Genomic DNA, 20,556 nt, shown 5'->3' with positions numbered 1-20,556 from the left:
GTTCGGGTGGGCAGTGGGCGGTCAGGGGGGCGGTGGGCGGTCGGGGCGCGGGGGGCGCGAGGGCCGTGCCGGGCGGTCCGCCGGGACGGCGGTGCCTCGCGGAGGCGGGGTGTCGTCACCGGCCTCCCCGGGCGTGCCGGGCGAGGTGGCGCAGGGCCTCGGCGAAGTCCTCGGCCGCCCTGCGCACGGCCGCCGTGTCGTGCAGGCCCGGCCGGTGGTGCCAGGTGAAGGCGAGCCGGCCGTGCTGCACCGCGCCCACCACCTCCACCGGGTGCGAGCCGTGGTCCCGCGGGTCGTGGTCCTGTCCGAAGGAGCCGTGTTCGGCGCGGATCAGGCCGCCGTCCGCCGTCTCGGGGCGGGCGTCCCACTGGCCGAGGTAGTTGAACACCACCTGACTGTGGGCCTGGGCGCCGAGGCGTTCGCGGACCTCGGGCGGACCGAAGGTGCGCAGGGCGCCGTAGCCGATGCCGTTGCCGGGCACGGCGCGCAGCTGGCGGCGGACCGCCTTGACCAGGGACCGCCAGTCGCGGTCCGGGCCGAGGTTGCCCGGATCGGGCACCTGGACGGCGACCGGGTAGACGGTGGTGAACCAGCCGACGGTGCGCGAGAGGTCGACGCCGTCGAGCAGGTCCTCCCTGCCGTGGCCCTCCAGGTCCAGGCGTACCCGGTCGTGGCCGGTCCAGCGGGCCAGCGCGAGGGCGAGGGCGGCGAGCAGTACGTCGTTGACCCGGGTGCGGTAGGCGGTGGGCGCGGAGCGCAGCAGGGCCGTGGTGTCGTCCTCGTCCAGCTCAACGCTCACCGTGGCGGCCGGTGCGTCCCCGGTCGCGGCGGCCGGGTCCGCCGGGGCGGGCTCGGCGCCCACCGTCCGCTCCCAGTGCGGCAGTTCGTGGTCGAGACCGCCCTCGGCGACGTGCGCGGCCAGACGGCGGGACCATTCACGGAAGCTGGTGCCGCGCTCGCCGAGCGCGACCGGATCGCCTTGGACGGCCTGTCGGTAGGCGGTCTCCAGGTCGTCGCGCAGGACACGCCAGGAGACGGCGTCCACCACCAGGTGGTGGGCGACGAGCAGGAGGTACGCGGGCCGGTCCGGGTCCCCGGTGAACAGGGCCGCCCGCAGGTGCGGGCCGCCGGCCAGGTCGAAGCTCGCGTGGAGTTCGTCGGCGGCCTTCGCCATCGCCGCCTCGGCGTCCCCGGCGGACAGACCGGTCAGGTCGTGCCGTACGAGGATGTCGGCGCCGACGCCCGCGGCGGGCGGCGGGTTGAACTGCCGCCAGCCGTGCTCGCCTTGGGTGAAGCGCATGCGCAGGGCGTCGTGGTGCTCAAGCAGGGCGTCGAGCGCGGTGCTCAGCGCCTGCGGGTCGGGCGGGCCGTCGAGTTCGAGGAGCGCCGACTGGTTGAAGTGGTGGTGGGCGGTGCGGGGTGTGGTCAGGAACCACTCCTGGATCGGGGTGAGCGGCACCTCGCCGGTCACCGGGCCGTCGGCGGAGCGCCGGGGCGCGGTGCGGACCACGGTGGCGAGTTCGGCGACGGTCTGGTGCGTGAACAGGTCCCGGGTCGCCACGTGCAGCCCGTCGCGGCGCAACCGGGAGACGACCTGCATGCTCAGGATGGAGTCGCCGCCGAGCGCGAAGAAGTTGTCGTCGGCGCCGACCTCGTCGATGCCGAGCACGTCGGCCCAGATGCGGGCGATACGGCGTTCGGTGTCGGTGCGCGGCGCGGTCCTCGGTCCGTCCACGGCCTGGGTCGGCCCGGGTGCGGGCAGGGCCCGCCGGTCAATCTTGCCGTTCGGGGTGAGCGGCAGCCGGTCGAGCGGCACGAAGACGGACGGCACCATGTGCGGGGGCAGCGACTTGGCGAGATGCAGGCGGAGTTCTCCGAGGGGCAGCGCGGTCGGCCCGGGCGGTTCGGTGCCTGAGGGGTCGGTTGCGGGGGGTTCGGTGTGCGCGGAGCCGGCCCCGGAGGCTTCGGGGCGGGCGGCGTCGGAGGTGGGCGGCTGTGTTGGTACGACGTAGGCGACGAGCCGGGACGGTGCGTCGGGTCCCTCTCCCTCGCGGACGACCACCACCGCGTCCCGCACCAGCGGGCTGCGCCGCAGCGCGCTCTCGATCTCTCCGGGCTCGATCCGGAAGCCGCGCAGCTTGACCTGGTCGTCGGCGCGGCCCGCGAACCGCAGTCGGCCGTCGGCGGTCCAGCGGACCAGGTCCCCGGTGCGGTACATCCGCTCCCCCGGCGCGCCGAACGGGTCGGGCAGGAACCGCTGGGCGGTGAGTTCCGGCCGGCCCAGGTAGCCGCGGGCGAGGCCGGGCCCGGCGACGTACAGCTCGCCGGTCACGCCGGGCGGTACGGGACGCAGGGCGGCGTCGAGTACGTACACGCGGGTGCTGCCGGACGGGCGGCCGATGGTGGGGGTACCCGTGCCCGGGGTCAGCGGACCGGTCCAGGTGGCGACGACGGTGGCCTCGGTGGGGCCGTAGGAGTTGACCATGCGGCGGCCGGGGGCCCAGGTGTCGACGAGGTCCGCCGGGCAGGCCTCGGCGCCGACGATGAGGGTACGCAGATGGGGCAGCGCGGCGGCGGTCTCCGGCGGCAGCGTGGCCAGCGCCGCCGGCGGAATCAGCGTATGGCTGACGCGCCGCTCGGCGAGCACCTCCGCCAGCCGCTCCCCCACCAACGGCCCTTCCTCGCCCGTCACGAGCGCGGCCCCACTCAGCAGCGAGACGCACAGTTCGAGCACGGACGCGTCGAAGCTCGGGGAGGCGAACTGGAGCACCCGGTCGCCGGGACCTGCCGCGTACTGTTCGGCGGCCGCCTCGGCGAAGGAGGCGAGGCCCCGGTGGGTGACCACGACGCCCTTGGGTGTGCCGGTGGAACCGGAGGTGTAGATGACGTAGGCGGGGTGGGCGGGAGTGAGCGCGGTGGTGCGGTCGGCGTCCGTGAGCGCCGTCTCCGGCCCGGTGGCGGACCACACCTCGGCCGAGTCGTCGAGGACCAGGTGGGCGCCCGCGTCCCGGACCATGAACTCCCGCCGCTGCGGCGGGTAGTCGGGGTCCACGGGCAGGAAGGCCCCGCCGGCCTTGGCGACGGCGAGCTGCGCCACCACGGCCGCCGCCGAGCGCGGCAGCGCGAGGGCCACGACGCGCTCGGGTCCGACGCCGTCCCGGACGAGCCGGTGGGCCAGCCGGTTGGCGGCCCGGTCCACGTCGGCGTAGGTCAGCTCCCGGTCGCCGTCGATCAGCGCCACGGCGTCCGGGGTACGGGCCGCCTGCCGTTCGAACAGGGCGGGCAGGGTGGCTTCGGGCACCGGGCGGAAGGTGCCCCGGCCCTGGGCCAGGAGGTTCTCCCGCTCGTCGTCGGAGGCCAGCGGCAGCGCGCCGAGGGGGCGGCAAGGGTCATCGGCGACGGTGTGCAGCAAGGTCCCGAGCTGTCCCGCCATCCGTTCGGCCGTGGCCGCGTCGAACAGGCCGGTGTTGTAGGTGAGCAGGGCGTGCAGCTCACCGGATTCGGTCTCGGCGAACTCCAGGGTGAGGTCGAACGCGGCCTGCTCCGACTCCGGTTCTACGTCGGCGACCTCCAGGCCGGGCAGGTCGAGGGCGACGGTCGGGGTGTTCTGGAGGACGACCATGACCTGGAAGAGCGGGCTGCGGCTGGTGTCGCGGACGGGCTGCACCTCGTCCACGACCCGTTCGAACGGCACGTTCTGGTGGGCGAAGGCGTCCAGGACGGTCTGCCGTACGTCGCCGAGGAACGCGGTGAACGGCCGGTCGGCTTCCGCCTGGGAGCGCAGTACCAGGGTGTTGACGAAGAAGCCGACGAGGGCCTGCGTCTCGGGGCGGTCGCGGCCTGCGTTGACGGTGCCGACGGTGATGTCCTCGCTGCCGGAGATCCGGGCGAGGTAGCTCTGCGCGGCGGCCACGAGCGTGGTGAACAGGGTGGTGCCGTGGTCCCGGGCGATCCGGGTGAGCCGCCGGGCGGTCGTGGCGGGCACCACAAGGCGGGTGGTCGCACCAGCACTGGTGCGCACCGGTGGCCGGGGCCGGTCGGTGGGCAGCTCGATCGGTGCGGTGTCGGCCAGCTGCTCCTTCCAGTAGGCGAGGTGCTCGGCGGCGTCGGTGTCGCCGGTGGTGCGCTGCCAGTGGGCGTAGTCGGCGTACTGCACCGGCAGAGGCGCCAACACGGCCGTAACTGCCCCGAGTTCCGCTCGGTAGAAGTGCGCGAGGTCGCCGAGCAGGACGGAGGTGGACCAGCCGTCGGTGACGATGTGGTGCAGGGCGAGGGTGAGTACGTGGTCGTCCTCGGCGAGCCGGAGCAGGCCGGCGCGCAGCAGTGGGCCCTCGCGCAGGTCGAAGGGGCGGATACGTTCCTCGGCGAGCAGGCGGCGCACGGCGGGCTCCCGCTCGGCCACGCCGAGTCGGGAGAGGTCGTGCGCGGGCAGCGGCACGTCGTGGGGCGGGTGGACGCGCTGGATGCCGTGTCCGTCGACGCTGTCGAAGGTGGTGCGCAGCGACTCGTGCCGGGCGACCACGGCGCCGAGGGCGGCGCGCAGCGCGTCGGTGTCGAGGGTGCCGCGCAGCCGCAGGGCGACCGCGGTGACGTACTCGGCGCCGCCGGGCTCGAACTCGTGCAGGAACCAGAGGCGTTGCTGCGCGTGCGACATCGGCGCGACCGCGTCGCGGGCGACCGGGACGAGCGCCGGGCGGCCGTCGCCATGCTGCTCGCCGAGGAGGCGGGCCAGGGCGGCCGGTGTCGGGTGGGTGAAGACCGCGCGCGGTGTGACGTCCGTGTCGAAGGCCTCGGCGAGGCAGGAGGCGAGCCGGATGCTGAGGATCGAGTCGCCGCCGAGCCGGAAGAAGTCGTCCTCCACACCGGGCGGTTCGCTGCCCAGTACCTCGCCGAAGACGTCCGCCGTGCGGCGCTCGGCCTCGGTGCGGGGCTCGACCCGCTCGCGGCCCGGCAGGGCGTCCGGTGCGGGCAGGGCGGCCCGGTCGACCTTGCCGTTGCGGCTCAGCGGCAGCGCGGCGAGCGGGACGACGGTGGTGGGCACGAGGTAGTCGGGCAGGGTGCGGGCGGCGAACTCCCGTAGTTCCTCGCCGTCCCGGCCGGCCGGTCCGACGACGTAGGCGACGAGCCGCTTGGCGCCGGGGCGGTCCTCACGGGCCAGGACGGCCACGTCGGCGACGTCCGGGTGGGCGGCGAGCGCGGCTTCGACCTCACCGGGCTCCACCCGGAAGCCGCGGATCTTCACCTGGTCGTCGGCGCGGCCGAGGAACTCGACGGTGCCGTCCGGGCGCCGCCGGGCCAGGTCGCCCGTGCGGTACATGCGGGTGCCGGGAGGGCCGAGCGGGTCGGCGAGGAAGCGGGCGGCGGTGTCGCCGGGGCGGCCGAGGTAGCCCCGGGCGACGCCCTCACCGGCCAGGTACAACTCTCCCGGGCAGCCCGGCGGTACAGGCCGCAGCCGGGCGTCGAGGATCAGCACCCGCATGTCGTCGAGCGGCTGTCCGATGGGGATCGTGTCCGGCACGGCCGCCGGGTCGCCGAGGGCGAAGGAGGTCGCGAAGGTCGTGGCCTCGGTGGGTCCGTAGCCGTCCACGACGGTCAGGCCGGGGCAGGCGTCGAGCACCCGGCGCACGGCCTGTGCCGGTACGACGTCACCACCGGTCCACAGCTCGGCGAGGCCGCGGAAGCAGTCGGGCGCGTCCTGGGCGAGCAGCCGGAACAGCCCGGCGGTCAGCCACAGCGCGGTCAGTCCGCCGTCGGCGGCGAGCCCGCGCAGCGAGGCCGCGTCGACACCGCCGCTCGGGGCCACGACCACGCAGCCGCCGTTGAGGAGCGGCGCCCACACCTCGAAGGTGGCGGCGTCGAACGCCACGGGCGAGTGCAGGAGGACCCGGTCGCACACCCCGCCGGCGAACCGGCTGTCGGTGGCCAGCGCCGCGACGTCCCGGTGCCGCACGGCGACGGCTTTGGGCAGCCCGGTGGACCCGGAGGTGAACATCACGTAGGCGAGCCGGTCGGGGTCGACGGACGGCGCGGGCTCCGCTTCGGCGGGCTGTGACTGTGGTGCCTGACGGCCCGTGGTCCCGGGGTCGGGCGTCGCCCCGTCCGCGTCCGATGCCGCGCACGCCGCCGGGCCTGACCGCGCGGGCGGTGTCGGTTCCTGCGCGGCTTCCGTGCCGCGCGTCGGCCGGTCGAGGTCTACGGAGGTCGGCGGCTCCGTTGTCCCGGTGCGGGCCGCCGCCACCTCCGTGGCGGTGAGCCGGTGGGTCGCGCCCGCCTGGGTGAGCAGGGTGCGGCGGCGCTCCTCGGGGGCACGGGTGTCGATGGGTACGTAGGCGCCGCCGGCCATGAGCACCGCGAGCTGGGCGACGACCAGTTCGGCTGAGCGGTCGAGGAGCAGCGCCACACGGTCCTCGGGGGCCAGTCCGTCGGCGCGCAGTTGGTCGGCCAGCGAGTGTGCCCAGGCGTGGAGTTGGCCATACGTCAGGGCGTGGCCGCCCTCGTGGACCGCGGGCGCGTCCGGGGTGCGCCGGGCCTGCTCGGTGAACAGGTCGACGGGGCCGCGCGGCGCGGTCCGGCGGGCGGTGGTGTTCCAGGCGGCCAGCAGCTCGCGGTCGGCGGGAGCGAGCACGTCCAGGTCGGCCAGGTCGGTGTCGAACCCGTCGGCGAGGGCGGTGAGCAGCCCGGCGAGACGGCCCGCGGCGCGTTCCGCGGTGGCGGTGTCGAACAGGTCGGGGTCGTAGGCCAGGTCGAAGCCGAGCCGTTCGGCCAGGTGGGCGCGGAGGCACCAGGGGAAGGTGGTGGCGTCGTCGGCGCGCACCTCCGCGACCCGGACGCCGGTGCGTGCCGTCGCCGACTCGTCCACGGGATAGTTCTCGAACACCACCATGCTGTCGAACAGCGCCTCGCCGGCAGGGACTTCGCTCACGGCCTGGATGCGGGGCAGGGCGAGGAAGTCGAAGCGGCGGGCGTCGCTCTGCCGTTCCTGGAGGTCGCGCAGCCACGCCAGCACGGGACCGGCGGTGACGCGGACCCGGGTCGGCACCGTGTTGATGAACATGCCGATCATGCCTTCGACACCGGGCAGTTCGGCCGGGCGGCCGGAGACGGTGGTGCCGAAGACCACGTCGTCGCGTCCGCCGGAGCGGGCGAGGAGCAGCGCCCAGGCGCCCTCCACCACCGTGTTGACGGTTACTCCGGCGCGGGCGGCACTCTCCCGCAGCCGCCGCGAGACCCCGGTGTCCAGCTCCTGATGGACGGCCGCGGCGGAGCGGGCGCGGTGGGCCTCGGCGGGCGTGCGGTCGTACGGCAGCGGGGTCCGCGCGGTGAACCCGCCGAGGGCGTCGGCCCAGTGCCGCTCCGCCGCCGCCTCGTCCTGCTCGCGCAGCCAGTGCAGGAAGTCCGCGAAGGGCCGCCGCAGCGGAGGCGCCTGGTCGGGGCCGCCGGTGAGCGCGGCGTAGCGTTCGCACACCTCGGTGAGCAGCTGCCCGGTGCTCCAGCCGTCGAGGACGATGTGGTGGGTGGACCAGACAAGGAGCACCTCGTCGCGGGGCAGCGCGGCCAGGGTGAGCCGGGTGAGCGGCGCCGTGCCGAGGTCCATCCCGGCGGCGCGGTCCTCGGCGAGCAGCCGCTCGGTGGCCTCAGTGCGCTGGGCGGGGGTGAGCGCACGCCAGTCGAGGTGGCGGACGGGCAGTTCCGCGTGGCGGTGGACGACCTGGACCGGGTGCGGCAGCCCGTGCCAGTGGACGCTGGTGCGCAGGGCCGGGGTGCGGTCGGTGACCTGCTGCCAGGCGGCGGCGAAGGCCTGCGGGTCGGCGACACCGGACAGCCGTACGGCCGTGCGGTCGAAGTAGGCGTGCTCGGTGTCCACGAGGCCGTGGAAGAGCATGCCGGACTGGAGCGGGGTGAGCGGCAGGACATCCTCGACGTGCCGGCCGGTGCCGAGGAGCCGGTCGAGCTGCTCCTGGCCCAGGTCGGCGAGGGGGAAGTCGGAGGGCGTGCGGCCGCCAGCCTCGGGGCGGGCGCAGTGCGCCACGATGTCCCGCAGGGCCGCGAGCATGTCCTCGGCGAGCCGCTGGACGGTGGTCTGGTCGTAGACGGCGGCGGGGTACGTCCAGCCGAGTTCGAGCCGGCCTTCCTGGACGACGCCGGTGATGTCCAGCAGGTAGGGCCGGGGCTCGTCGGGGTCGGTGTCCCGGCCGACCGGAGGCAGGGCGCCGCGCAACAGGCCACCGGCGGCATCCGTGTCCCATTGGCCGTGGTAGTTGAAGCCGACCTGCGGGGCGGGGGCCGTGGCGAGCGGGCTGTCGGGCACGAGGTGGCGCAGCGCGCCATGGCTCAGGCCGTGCAGCGGTACCGCACGCAGCTGTTCCTTCACCGAGCGGAGCGTGTCGTGCCAGCCGTCGTCCGGGGCGACGCGCAGGGCGAGCGGGAACTCGGCGGTGAACCAGCCGACGGTCCGCGACAGGTCCACGTCCGCGAACAGTTCCTCCCGGCCGTGGCCCTCGACGCCGAGCAGGACGGTGTCGCGTCCGCACCAGCGGGCCAGGGTGCGGCCGAGGGCGCTGAGCAGGACGTCGTTGACCTGGGTGCGGTAGGTCGGGGGGACCTCGCGCAGCAGGGCGTCGGTGGTCCGCTCGTCCAGGGTGACCGTGAGGGTGGCGGCGGTGCCGTGGGTGTTCGGGCCGGTTCGGCCCGCGGGCAGGGCGGCCGGTGCCGTGCCGGTGCGTGTCCAGTACGGCAGGTCGGCGTCGAGTGCGCCGGAGCGGGTGTGCCGGTCGAGCCGGGTGGCCCAGTGGCCGTAGGACGTGCCGACAACAGGCAGTTCCACGGGTCGTCCGGCTGCCGCCGCCCGGTGGGCGGTCTCCAGGTCGGCCAGCAGGATGCGCCAGGAGACGCCGTCGATGACCAAGTGGTGCGCCGTGACGACCAGTTGCCCGGGCCGCCCCGGACCACGGTCGAAGAACAGTACGCGGACGACCCGTCCGGCGGTGGGGTCGAGGGCGGCCTGCGCCTCGTCCGTCAGCCGCTGGACCTCGCCCTCCAGCGCCACGTCGTCGAGGTCGGCCACGTCGTGCCGGGTGAAGACGCCGTCCGGCGGCTCGGGCAGCACGTCCTGACGCCAGCCGTCGGCGGTGTGGCGGAACCTGGTGCGCAGGGCGGCGTGGTGGCGTACCAGGGCGTCGGTGGCGGCCCGGAGTGTCATGTCGGTGACGTCCCGGGCGAGTTCGAGGCGCTGGGTCATGGTGAACCGGAGCCGCTGCCCGGGTGCGCGGCCGTCCAGGTACCAGTGCTGGATCGGGGTGAGCGGCGCCTCGGCCGGCTCCTCGGCCACCCCCTGCCTCGGGGTGGACTCCCGTACGCACAGGGCGAGTTCGGCGACCGTCTGGTGGCGGAAGACGTCCTTGGTGGCGAGGACAAGGCCGGCCTGCCGGGCGCGGGAGACGATCTGGATGCTGAGGATGGAGTCGCCGCCCAGTGCGAAGAAGTTGTCGCGGGCGCCGACGCGTTCGACGCCGAGCACCTCCGCCCAGATCGCGGCAAGGCGTTCCTCCGCACCGGCCCGTGGAGCGACGTAGGGCGTTCCGCTGTCGGGCTGCGCGGGCGGGGCCGGCAGGGCACGCCGGTCCGTCTTGCCGCTGGTGGTGCGCGGGATGCGGGTCAGCGGAACGAAGGCGGCGGGCACCATGTGGTCGGGCAGGGTGCGGCGCAGCGCGAGGCGCAGGGCGTCGGCGGACGGAACTCGGTCGGCGGCGGGCACGACGTAGCCGACGAGCATGAGACGCCCTGCGTTCTCGCGGGCGGCGACCGCGGCGTCGGCGACGTCCGGGTGGTCCAGGAGGGCGGCCTCCACCTCGCCGGGTTCGATGCGGAACCCGCGGATCTTGACCTGCTCGTCCACCCGGCCCAGGAACTCAAGAAGCCCGCCCCGGTCCCAGCGGGCCCGGTCGCCGGTGCGGTACATCCGCTCGCCGGGCGCCCCGAACGGGTCGGCGAGGAAGCGGGCGGCGGTGAGTCCTGGCCGGTTCAGATAGCCGCGAGCCACCTGCGCCCCGGCCAGGTACAGCTCACCGGGCGTGCCGGGCGGCACCGGGCTCAGGGCGGCGTCGAGGACGTAGGCGCGCAGGTTTCCGCCGGGACGGCCGATGACCGGGCGGTCCGGCTGGTCGGCGCAGCGGCCGTAGACGGCGTCGACGGTGGTCTCGGTGGGCCCGTACATGTTGTACACCGCCACGCCGAGGTCCTGTTCGGCGCGTACGATGTCGCGCCACCCGGCGGGGGTGACGGCCTCGCCGCCGACGAGCAGCAGGCGCGGGTGGTGGCGGTCGGCGGCGAGCAGCCCTGCGGCGGTGAGTTCACGCAGGTAGGACGGGGTGACGTTGACCAGGTCGAGGCGGTGTTCGGCGACGTGGGCGCAGAACGCCCGCGGGTCCAGGCGTACGTCCTCGTCGATGAGGTGGACCTCGTGGCCGAGGGCGAGGAGCAGCGGTCCTTCCCAGGAGGTGTCGAAGGAGAAGGAGGCGCTGAGCGCGGCCCGCAGCCGCCGTCCGCCGGCGGTGTGCGGGGCGAGCAGGCCCGCGCGGTGGTCATGGCAGAGGTTGGCCAAGTGGCGGTGTTCGACGGCGACGCCCTTGGGGCGGCCGGTAGAGCCGGAGGTGTAGATGATGTAGGCGGTGTTCGCCGGCAGCAGGGGCCGGACGCGGTCGGCGTCGGTCGGGTCATGTGCGGGCAGCCGGTCCCAGGAGACCGCGTCGAGGTCGGCCAGCAGGGTGTGCGGGCGGGCGTCGGCGAGGAGGAAGTCCTGCCGCTCCGCAGGGAGTTCGGGGTCCAGACAGAGCAGGGTGGCGCCCGCCTTGAGGACGGCGAGCACGGCCACCATCAGGTCACTGGTGCGGGGCAGCCGGACGGCGACCACGTCTTCGGGCCCCGCGCCCTGGGCGATGAGGTGGTGGGCGAGCCGGTTGGCGCGCCGGTTCAGCGCGGCGAAGTCCAGGGTGGTGTCGCGGGCGGCCAGGGCGGTGCGGTCCGGGGTGCGGGCGGCCTGGGCCTCGAACAGGGCGGGGAAGGTGGCGTCCGGCTCAGGCAGGCGGATGCCCTCGCCCTGGCGCAATACGTGCTGCCGCTCGTCGCCGGTCATCAGCGGCAGCCGGTCCACGCATCGCCCCGGGTCCTCGGCGGCGGCCTCAAGGAGGATGCGCAGCCGGGCGGCGAGGCGTTCGGCGGTGTCGGTGTCGAACAGGCCGGTGTTGTACTCCAGGTGGCCGGTGAGTCCGTCCTCACCCTCCACGAAGTCGAAGGCGAGGTCGTACGTCGCGGTGCGCACCGGCGGGGTCACCGGCTCCGCCGTCAGGCCGGGCAGCCGGGGCGGTTCGGCGCCGAGGTTGTGCAGGGCGACCATGACCTGGAACAGCGGAGTGCGGCTGGTGTCCCGTTCGGGCTGGACGGCGTCCACCACGCGCTCGAAGGGCACCTCTTGGTGAGCGAACGCGTCCAGGACGGTGTCGCGCACCTCGGCGAGCAGCTCCCGGAAGGGCACGCCGGGACGGATCCGGGCCCGCAGCACCAGGGTGTTGACGAACATGCCGACCAAGTCGTGCAGTTCGGACCGCTCGCGCCCTGCGGTGACGGTGCCGACGGTGACGTCCTCCTGCCCCGCCCACCGGGCGAGCAGGGCCTGACAGGCCGTCACCAGTGTCATGTAGAGGGTGGCGTCGGCCTCCCGTGCCCGTTCGCGCAGCCGCTCGGTGAGCGCGGCGGGCAGGGTGAAGGTCAGAAGGGCGCCGTCGCGGGTGCGGACGGCCGGACGCGGCCGGTCGGTGGGCAGTTCCAGCGGGGTCGCGCCCTCCAAAGCCTGCCGCCAGTACGTGAGTTCGGCCTCGGCGCGGTGGGCGCGGGAACGCTGCCAGGCCGCGTGGTCGCTGTAGCGGACGGGCAGCTCGGGCAGCTCCGGGCGGCGGTCCTCAAGGGCGGCGGCATACAACTCGCCGAGGTCACGGGCCAGTACGCCGATGGACCAGCCGTCGGTGACGATGTGGTGCACGGCCAGGACGAGGACGTGCTCGTCGGGGGCGAAGCGTGCCAGGTGGGCCCGCAGCAGGGGGCCGGTGGCCAGGTCGAAGGGGGCGGCGGCGATCTGACCCACGAGGACGTCCAGAGCGGCGTCGTCCGGCAGGTCCCTCACCGGCAGGTCCACGGGCTGGGGCGGGTGGACGAGCTGCCTGGCCTGGCCGTCGTACTCGGTGAACGTGGTACGCAGCGCCTCGTGCCGCGCGACCAGGCCGTCCAGGGCGGTACGCAGGGCGGCATGGTCCAGCGGGCCGCGCAGCCGCAGCACGGACAGGGTGGTGAACTCCGTGCTGCCCGGCTCGAACCGGTCGAGGAACCACAGGCGCTGCTGGGCGTACGACAGGGGCGCCGGGGTGTCCGGGGCGGTGGCCGGAATGACGTCGGCGGTGTCCGCGCCGCCCGGGTCGCCAAGGGCGGCGGCGAGGTCGCGGAGCGTGGAGTGGGTGAACAGCAACCGGGGCGAGACGTCCGTGCCGAAGGCGGCGCGCAGCCGGGAGGTGACGCGGACGGCGAGGATGGAGTCGCCGCCGAGGGCGAAGAAGTCGTCGTCGGCGCCGACCTCGTCGGTGTCCAGTACGTCCGCCCACGCGGCGGCGACGAGCCGCTCGGCGGGGGTGCGCGGCGCGGTCCGCGTGCCCTCGGCCGCGAAGCCGTCGGGGCCGGGCGCGGGCAGGGCGCGCCGGTCGAGCTTGCCGTTGGCGGTGAGCGGCAGCGCGGCCATCGGCACGTAGGCGGCCGGGATCATGTGCGCGGGCAGCAGCCCTTCGAGGTGCGCGCGGAGTTCGGCGGCGGACGGAGGGGCGGCGCGCTTCCCGGTGCCGGTTGCGGTATCTGTGCCTGCTCCGGTGCGAGTTCCCGTGCCTGCTCCGATGCTGCTGCCTGGCCCGGTGCCGGTGCCGGCGCCATGGCCGGTCCCCGTTCCGGTGCCTGCGCCAGCGCCAGGGCCGGTGCCGGTGGCAATCCCGGCGCTGGTGCCGGCGCCATGGCCGGTTCCCGTTCCGGTGCCTGCGCCAGTACCAGGTCCGATGCCCACCACGTGGGCGACGAGCCGGCGGGTGCCGGCCGCGTCCTCGTACACCCCGACGGCGGCCGCGCCGACGCCGGGGTGGCGGTGCAGGGCGGCCTCGATCTCGCCTGGTTCGATGCGGTAGCCGCGGATCTTGACCTGCTGGTCGGCGCGGCCCAGGTACTCCAGGGTGCCGTCGGACCGCCAGCGGGCCCGGTCCCCCGTGCGGTACATGCGAGTGCCCGGCCGGCCGAAGGGATCGGCGAGGAAGCGGGCCGCGGTCAGTCCGGGCCGGTTCAGATAGCCGCGCGCCAACCCCTCACCGGCCACGAACAGTTCACCCACGGCGCCCGGCGGCGCCGGCTGGAGGGTCTCGTCGAGGACGTAGAGCCGCAGGTCGGGTATCCCGATGCCGATGGGGCTGGCGGCGGCGCCGGAGCGGGTGGTCAGGCCGCTGTCCAGGTCCGCGCAGGTGACGTGCACGGTGGTCTCGGTGATGCCGTACATGTTCACCAGGCGGGGCGCGGTGTCCGGGTGGCGGGCGTACCAGTCGGCGAGCCTGCCCACGTCCAGTGCCTCGCCGCCGAAGATGACCGTGCGCAGCGCCAACCGGTCGCCGACGTCGGGGAGTTCGGCGTCGGCACGGATCAGCGGGTAGAACGCTGACGGCGTCTGGTTGAGGACGGTGACCCGCTCGTCGGCGAGCAGGCGCAGGAAGTCCTCCGGGGAGCGGGCGGTGTCCTCGGGGACGATCACGAGCCGGCCGCCGTGCAGCAGCGGCCCCCACAGCTCCCACACCGAGAAGTCGAACGCGTACGAGTGGAACAGCGTCCACACGTCATCGGCTCCGAAGCCGAACCAGTGCCGGGTGCGGGTGAACAGCCGGATCACGTTGGCGTGCGGCACGACCACGCCCTTGGGGTGGCCGGTGGAACCGGAGGTGTAGATGGCGTAGGCGGGGCTGTCGGGCAGCGCGCGACCGGCCGGGCCGGTAGCCGGGCGGCGGGCCAGGTCGGCGCGCACCTGCGGGTCGTCCAGGAGCAGACGGGGGACGTCCGGGTCGGCCACCGTGGTCTGCCGGGTCGTGACCAGCGCGACCGGCCCGGCGTCGGCGAGCATGTGCCGGACGCGCTCCGCGGGCAGCCGGGGATCGATGGGCAGGTACGCGGCGCCGGTCTTGAGGACGGCGAGGACGGCCACGACGAGGTCGGCGGAGCGGGGCAGCGCGAGGGCGACGAACGTCTCGGGCCCGGCGCCCAGTTCCGCGAGGCGGTGGGCGAGACGGCCCGCCCGTGCGTCCAGGGTGGCGTAGTCGAGCCGTTCGTCACCGCAGGTGAGCGCCTCGGCGTCGGGGGTGCGGGCGGCCTGGGCGGCGAACAGCGCGTCCAGCGTGTCGGCGGGCCTGCCCTCCTCGGTGCCGTTCCAGTCGGTGAGCATCCGCCGCCGCTCCTCGGCGGTGGTGAGGGCGAGGGAGCGCACGGGCCGGTCCGGGTCGTCGGCCAGCTCGGTGAGCAGCAGGCAGAGCCGGTCGGCGAGGGCGCGAACGGTCGTGGCGTCGAACAGCTCCGGGTCGTAGGCGAGGTCGAACCCGAACCGCTCGCCCTGGTAGGCCCGCAGCACCAGCGGGAAGTTGGTGGCGTCGCGGGAGGAGACGTCGACCAGACGTATCCCCGTCGTGGCCGAACGCGCCTCGTCGAAGGGGTAGTTCTCGAAGGCCACCATGCTGTCGAAGAGAGCGGAGCCCGCCGGTACGTCGCTCAGCGCGGTCAGCTCGGCGAGGGACACCGCCGCGAACCGCCGTGCCTGCGCCTGTTCCTCCTGGAGGTCCCTGAGCCAGGCGGCAGCGGTACGGCCGCCGTCCACGCGGACGCGGGTGGGCAGGGTGTTGATGAACATGCCCACCATCGACTCGGCGCCGGGCAGGTCGTCGGGCCGCCCGGAGACGGTGGTCCCGAAGAGCACGTCCGGTTCGGCGGCGTAGCGGGACAGCAGCAGCGCCCAGGCGCCCTGCACCACGGTACCGAGGGTGAGCCCGGCCGTCCGGGCGGTGTGGGCGAGGCGGGCGGAGGCGTCGTCGGACAGCGCACACGTGTGCACGTCGGCGGACCGGGTCTCGTGGCCGGGGCGCCGGACGCGGTCGACGGGCAGCGGGGTGGGGGCCGCGAACCCGTCGAGTACGGTCCGCCAGTGCGCGTGGGCGGTCTCGGTGTCCTGGCCGGCCAGCCAACGCACGTAGTCGCCGAACGGCCGGCGCGCCGGCGGCCGGGGCTCGGTGCCGGTGGTGAGCGCCGCGTACTCCTCGGACACCTCGGTGAGCACCTGGGCCAGGCTCCAGCCGTCCAGGATGAGGTGGTGGGAGGTCCACAGCAGGTGCAGCCGGGCATCCGGGAGCCGGATGAGGGTGAGCCGCATCAGGGGTGCCGTGCCGAGGTCGAGGCCACGGGCGAGGTCGTCGGCGCGCAGCCGGTCAAGGCGTTCGGCGCGCTCCACCGCGTCCAGTTCGCGCCAGTCCAGTCGGGTGACGGGGACCTCGACGCGGCGGTGCACGACCTGGAGCGGCACCGGGACGCCCTCCCACACCACCGAGGTGCGCAGGGCGGGAGTGCGGTCGGTGACCCGCTGCCAGGCCAGGGCGAGGGCGTCCGGGTCGCTCACGCCCTCCAGGAGCAGCGCGGCCTGGTCCACGTACACATCGTCGTCGCCGCCGACCAGCCGGTGGAAGAGCATGCCTTCCTGGAGCGGGGTGAGCGGCAGCAGATCATCGACGTGGCAGCCGTCGCGGCCGTCACCGGCGAGCCGGTCCACACCGGCCTGGTCGAGGCGGGCCAGCGGGAAGTCGGAGGGCGTACGTCCGCCCGCGCCGGGACGGGCGCAGTGCTCGGTGATGGCGGTGAGCGCCCGTGCCATGCCCGTGGCCAGGTCCCGGACGGTGTCCTCGCGGTGCACCTGGTCGCTGTAGTGCCAGGTGATCTCCAGTTCGCCGTCGGTCACCAGGGCGGACACGTCCAGGAGGTGGTCCAGCGGCGCGTGCGGGTCCATGTCCCGGCCGGGAACGTCGGCGACGGGCGCGAAGTCGCCGCCGGCGGGCGCCTCCCACTGGCCGTGGTAGGTGAAGCACACGTCGGGGAGTGGCAGTTGACCGAGTGCGCGGGCCTCGGGCCGGGGCGATCCGAGGTGGCCGAGCGCCTGGTAGCCGAGGCCGCGGCGGGGCACGGCGCGCAGCCGTTCCTTGACGGATTTGAGGGTGGTGCCCCAGTCGTCCGGTCCGGCCGGGGTGAGGGTGACGGGGTACTGGGTGGTGAACCAGCCGACCGTACGGGACAGGTCGGCGCCCTCGTCCAGTTCCTCTTCCCGGCCGTGTCCCTCCAGGGCGACGGTCACCCGGTCGGCGCCCGTCCAGTCGGCGAGCACCCGGCCGAGCGCGCTGAGCAGCACGTCGTTGACCTGGGTGCGGTACGCGCCCGGCACCCGTCGCAGCAGGGCCTCGGTGGTGTCCCGGTCCACTCGCGTACGGACAGTGCGCACCGACCCGGCGAGCGGGGTGCCGGGCAGGTCGACGGGGAGCGGGGTGCGCGGCGCCGCGGCCTCCCGCGTCCAGTGGGGCAGGTCATCGTCGAGGCCGCCGGCCTGGACCCGTTCCGTGAGGGTCCGCGCCCAGTCGGCGAAGGGGGTGTGCTCGGGCTCCAGGAGGGGGTCCTCACCGGCCGCCGCCTGCCGGTAGGCGTGTTCGAGATCGGTGAGCAGTACGCGCCAGGAGACGCTGTCGACCGCCAAGTGGTGAGCGGTGAGGAACAGTTGCGGCCGTTCCCCGCCGCGCAGCAGGGCAGCGCGCAGCAGGGCCCCGGTCGCCGGGTCGAGGGCGGCGCGGGCCGCTTCGGCGGCCTCGGCGGGCGCCGTTTCGGGATCGTGGCGGGTGAGCAGGCCGGTCGCCGGGCCGGTGCCGGGGTGCTGCCGCCAGGCGCCGTCGGTGGAGGTGAAGCGGGCGCGCAGGGCCGGGTGTTGGGCCACCACGGCGTCCAGTGCCCGGTCCAGGGCGTGTTCGTCGAGGTCGTACGGCAGGTCGAGCAGCATCGACATGGCGAAGTGCCGCAGCGGCCCGTGGGCAGCGAAGAACCACTCCTGGACGGGGGTGAGCGGGGCGGGCCCGTCCTCGTGCGGGCGGCGCGGCGCGGGCACGGCGGTGGTGCGGCGGGACGCGGCTGCGGCCAGGTCGGCGACCGTCTGGTGGCGGAAGACGTCCTGCGAGCCGATGTGCAGGCCCGCGGCGCGGGCGCGGGAGACGGCCTGGATGCTCAGGATCGAGTCGCCGCCCAGCTCGAAGAAGTTGTCCGTGACACCCACCCGGGCGAGCCCGAGTACCTCGGCCCAGATACCGGCCAGGGTCTCTTCGTCGGCTGTGCGCGGGGCGACGAACTCCCGCTCCTCCGCGGTGTTTTCCGGCGTCGGCAGGGCGCGGCGGTCCAGCTTGCCGCTGGTGGTCAGCGGCAGCGCGTCAAGGGAGGTGAAGGAGGACGGCACCAGGGCGTCGGGCAGCACCTCGCGCAGGGCCGCCCGCAGGTCGGCGGGGGCGGGCCGGGGCGCGTCGGGTGCGGGGACGACGTAGGCGGCGAGGCGTGCGTGGCCGTGCGGGTCGGGCAGGGCGACGACCGCGGCCGCGGTGACGGCGGGCAGCGCGAGCAGGGCGGCCTCGATCTCGCCGGGCTCGATGCGGTGGCCGCGCACCTTGATCTGGTCGTCGGCGCGCCCGAGGTAGTCAAGGCGGCCGTCGGCGGTCCAGCGGGCCAGGTCGCCGGTACGGTACATCCGCTCCCCCGGCCCGCCGAACGGGTCGGGCAGGAAGCGGGCGGCGGTCAGCCCCGGCCTTCCGGCGTAACCGCGGGCGAGCTGTGCGCCCGCGAGGTACAGCTCGCCGCCGACGCCGGGTGGCACCGGCCGGAGCCGGTCGTCGAGTACGTACGCCCGGACTCCGGGCAGGGGGCGGCCCACCAGCGGGCGGTCTCCGCCGTCGATACGGCAGGACAGCGCGTCGACCGTGCACTCGGTGGGGCCGTAGAAGTTGTGGGCGGTCACGTCCGGGTGGGCGGCCAGCTCGCGCCAGAGCGCGGGGCCGATCGCCTCGCCGCCGAGCATGAGGACGCGGGGGTGGTGCCGGGGGTCGGTGAGCAGTCCGGCGGGCAGCAGTTGCCGCAGGTAGGACGGGGTGACGTCGAGGAAGTCGATGCGGTGTTCGACGACGTACTCGACCAGCGCCGCCGGGTCCATCCGGGTGGTCTCGTCGACCAGGTGCAGCGGGTGGCCGTCGGCCATGAGGAGAACGCCTTCGAGGGAGGTGTCGAAGGAGAACGACGCGGTGAGCGCGACCCGCAGCGGCCCGCCGCCCGCCTCGGCGACGAACCCGGCGCGGTGGGCCGCCAGCAGGTGCGCGGCCGCACGGTGGGTGACGGCGACGCCCTTGGGGCGGCCGGTGGAGCCGGAGGTGTAGATGACGTACGCGGTGTGGTCCGCCAGCAGGGGGGTGTGTCGGTCGGTGTTGGTGGGGTCGGCGTCCGGGGCGGCCATGGGCACGGCACGCAGGGCCGGCTCGTCCAGGACCAGGGTCGGGCGGGCGTCGTCCAACAGGTACCGGATCCGTTCCTCGGGCAGGGCCGGGTCCAGGGGGAGGTAGCCCGCGCCGGACTTCCAGACGGCGAGGATCGCGACGATCATGTCGGCGGTGCGCGGCAGCCGCAGCGCGACCAGCCGTTCGGGTCCTGCGCCGCGGGCGATCAGGTGGTGGGCGAGCCGGTTGGCGCGGGCGTTGAGCGTGGCGTAGTCGAGGCGTTCGCCGCCCGCGACGAGCGCGAGGGCGTCGGGGGCCTCCGCCACCCGGCGTTCGAACAGCTCGGGGTAAGTGGTGTCCGTGGCGGGGAGCGCGGCGGGGTTCCAGTCGTGGACGAGGCGGCGGGTCTCCTCCTCGGAGAGCAGGGGCAGGCTGCCCAGCGCCCGGTCCGGCTCGGCGCAGGCGCCCTCAAGGAGGCGTAGCAGCTGTCCGGCCATCCGCTCGGCCGTGGCCGCGTCGAACAGATCGGTGCGGTACTCCAGGAGCCCGGCCAGGCCGTCCCCGTCCGGTACGAACTCGACGCTCAGGTCGAAGGTGGCCGCGTGCCGGGGCACGGTGACCGGGGCGGTGGCGAGTCCGCGCGGGGCGGTCGCGGCCGGCGGGTCGGGGTGCAGCAGGACCAGCACGTCGAACAGCGGGTTGCGGCCGGCCTCGCGGGGCGCGCCCACCGCCTCCACGATCCGTTCGAACGGGGTGTCGCCGTGGGCGAAGGCGTCGCCCACCGTCTCGGCCGCTCGGGAGAGGAGTTCGCGGAAGGAACCGGACGCGTCCACCGGGGTGCGCAGCACGACGGTGTTCACGAAGAACCCGACGGTGCGTTCGAGGTCGGTGCGGGAGCGGCCGGGCGTGAGGGAGCCGACGGTGATGTCGTCCTGGCCGGACCAGCGGGCCAGCAGGGCCTGGGCGGCGGCGACCAGGGCGGTGTGCAGGGTGCTGTGCTGCTCCCTCGCGAGGTCGCGCAGGCGCGCGGTCAGGCGGGCCGGGACGGCGAAGGTGCTCACGGCGCCCTCACCGGCCTCCTCGCCGCGCCGCGGCCGGTCCAGGGGCAGCTCGGGCGCGACCGCGCCGGCCAACCGCTGTCTCCAGTGGGCGAGTTCGCCTTCGAGGTGGGCGCCCGAGAGGCGGGCGCGCTGCCACACCGCGAAGTCCGGGTACTGCGTGGCCACCGGCGGCAGGGCGGGTTCGGCGCCCTGCGCGAGGGCGTCGTAGGCCGTGCACAGCTCGTCCAGGACGATGCCCATCGACCAGCCGTCCGTGATGATGTGATGAGCCGTCAGCAACAGGACGTGGGAGGTCGCGGACTCGCGCAGCAGCAGGGCGCGCAGCAGCGGGCCGTTGCGCAGGTCGAAGGGCCGGGAGTACTCCGCGAGCAGGTCCTTGTCGAGGTCGCCCGCGTCGCGGACCGGCAGCGGCACCGGCCCCGCGGGATGCACGCGCTGCACCGGGCGGCCATCGGTCTCCTCGAAGGTGGTACGCAGCGCCTCGTGCCGGGCCACGACGGCGGCCAGAGCGGCGCCCAGCGCCTCCTGGTCCGGCGCGCCCGTGAGGCGGAGTGCTACCGCGCTGTTGTAGCGGGCGTCGCCGGGCCGCAGCTGGTCCAGGAACCACAGCCGCTGCTGCGCGAAGGAGAGCGGCAGCGGGCGGTCCCTGTCGGCCCGCGGGATGCCCTGCCGGGCGGCCGGAGCGGCACCGCCGGCCGCCCGACCTGCGAGCCGCCGCCGCAGCGCCTCCCGCATCTCCTCGGGCAGGGCCTCGGCACGGTCCCGTCGGGAGGGCCGGGAGGGCCGTCGTGCGGACTCGGCGGAGCCCGGAGCGGAGGGCGATGCGGGGCCCGAGGCCGAGTTCGAAGCCGGGTCCGAAGCGGAGTTCGAAGGGGTCGAAGACGTCATGG

General features: G+C 75.0%; 1 protein-coding gene. It reads right to left on the bottom strand.

Annotated elements, in window-relative coordinates:
- Positions 1 to 115: 115 nt before the first annotated feature.
- Positions 116 to 20,554: a non-ribosomal peptide synthase/polyketide synthase gene (locus tag ACF062_RS24905; RefSeq protein WP_392141348.1), complete on the bottom strand. Its 20,439-nt coding sequence runs from the start codon at positions 20,552 to 20,554 to the stop codon at positions 116 to 118.
- Between the last annotated feature and the right edge of the window lie 2 nt (positions 20,555 to 20,556).

Source organism: Streptomyces sp. NPDC015345 (genome assembly GCF_043078805.1).
Taxonomy (GTDB): Bacteria; Actinomycetota; Actinomycetes; order Streptomycetales; family Streptomycetaceae; genus Streptomyces.
Note: the sequence above shows the minus strand (reverse complement) of the source record. Positions and strands in the feature narration are given on the sequence as shown.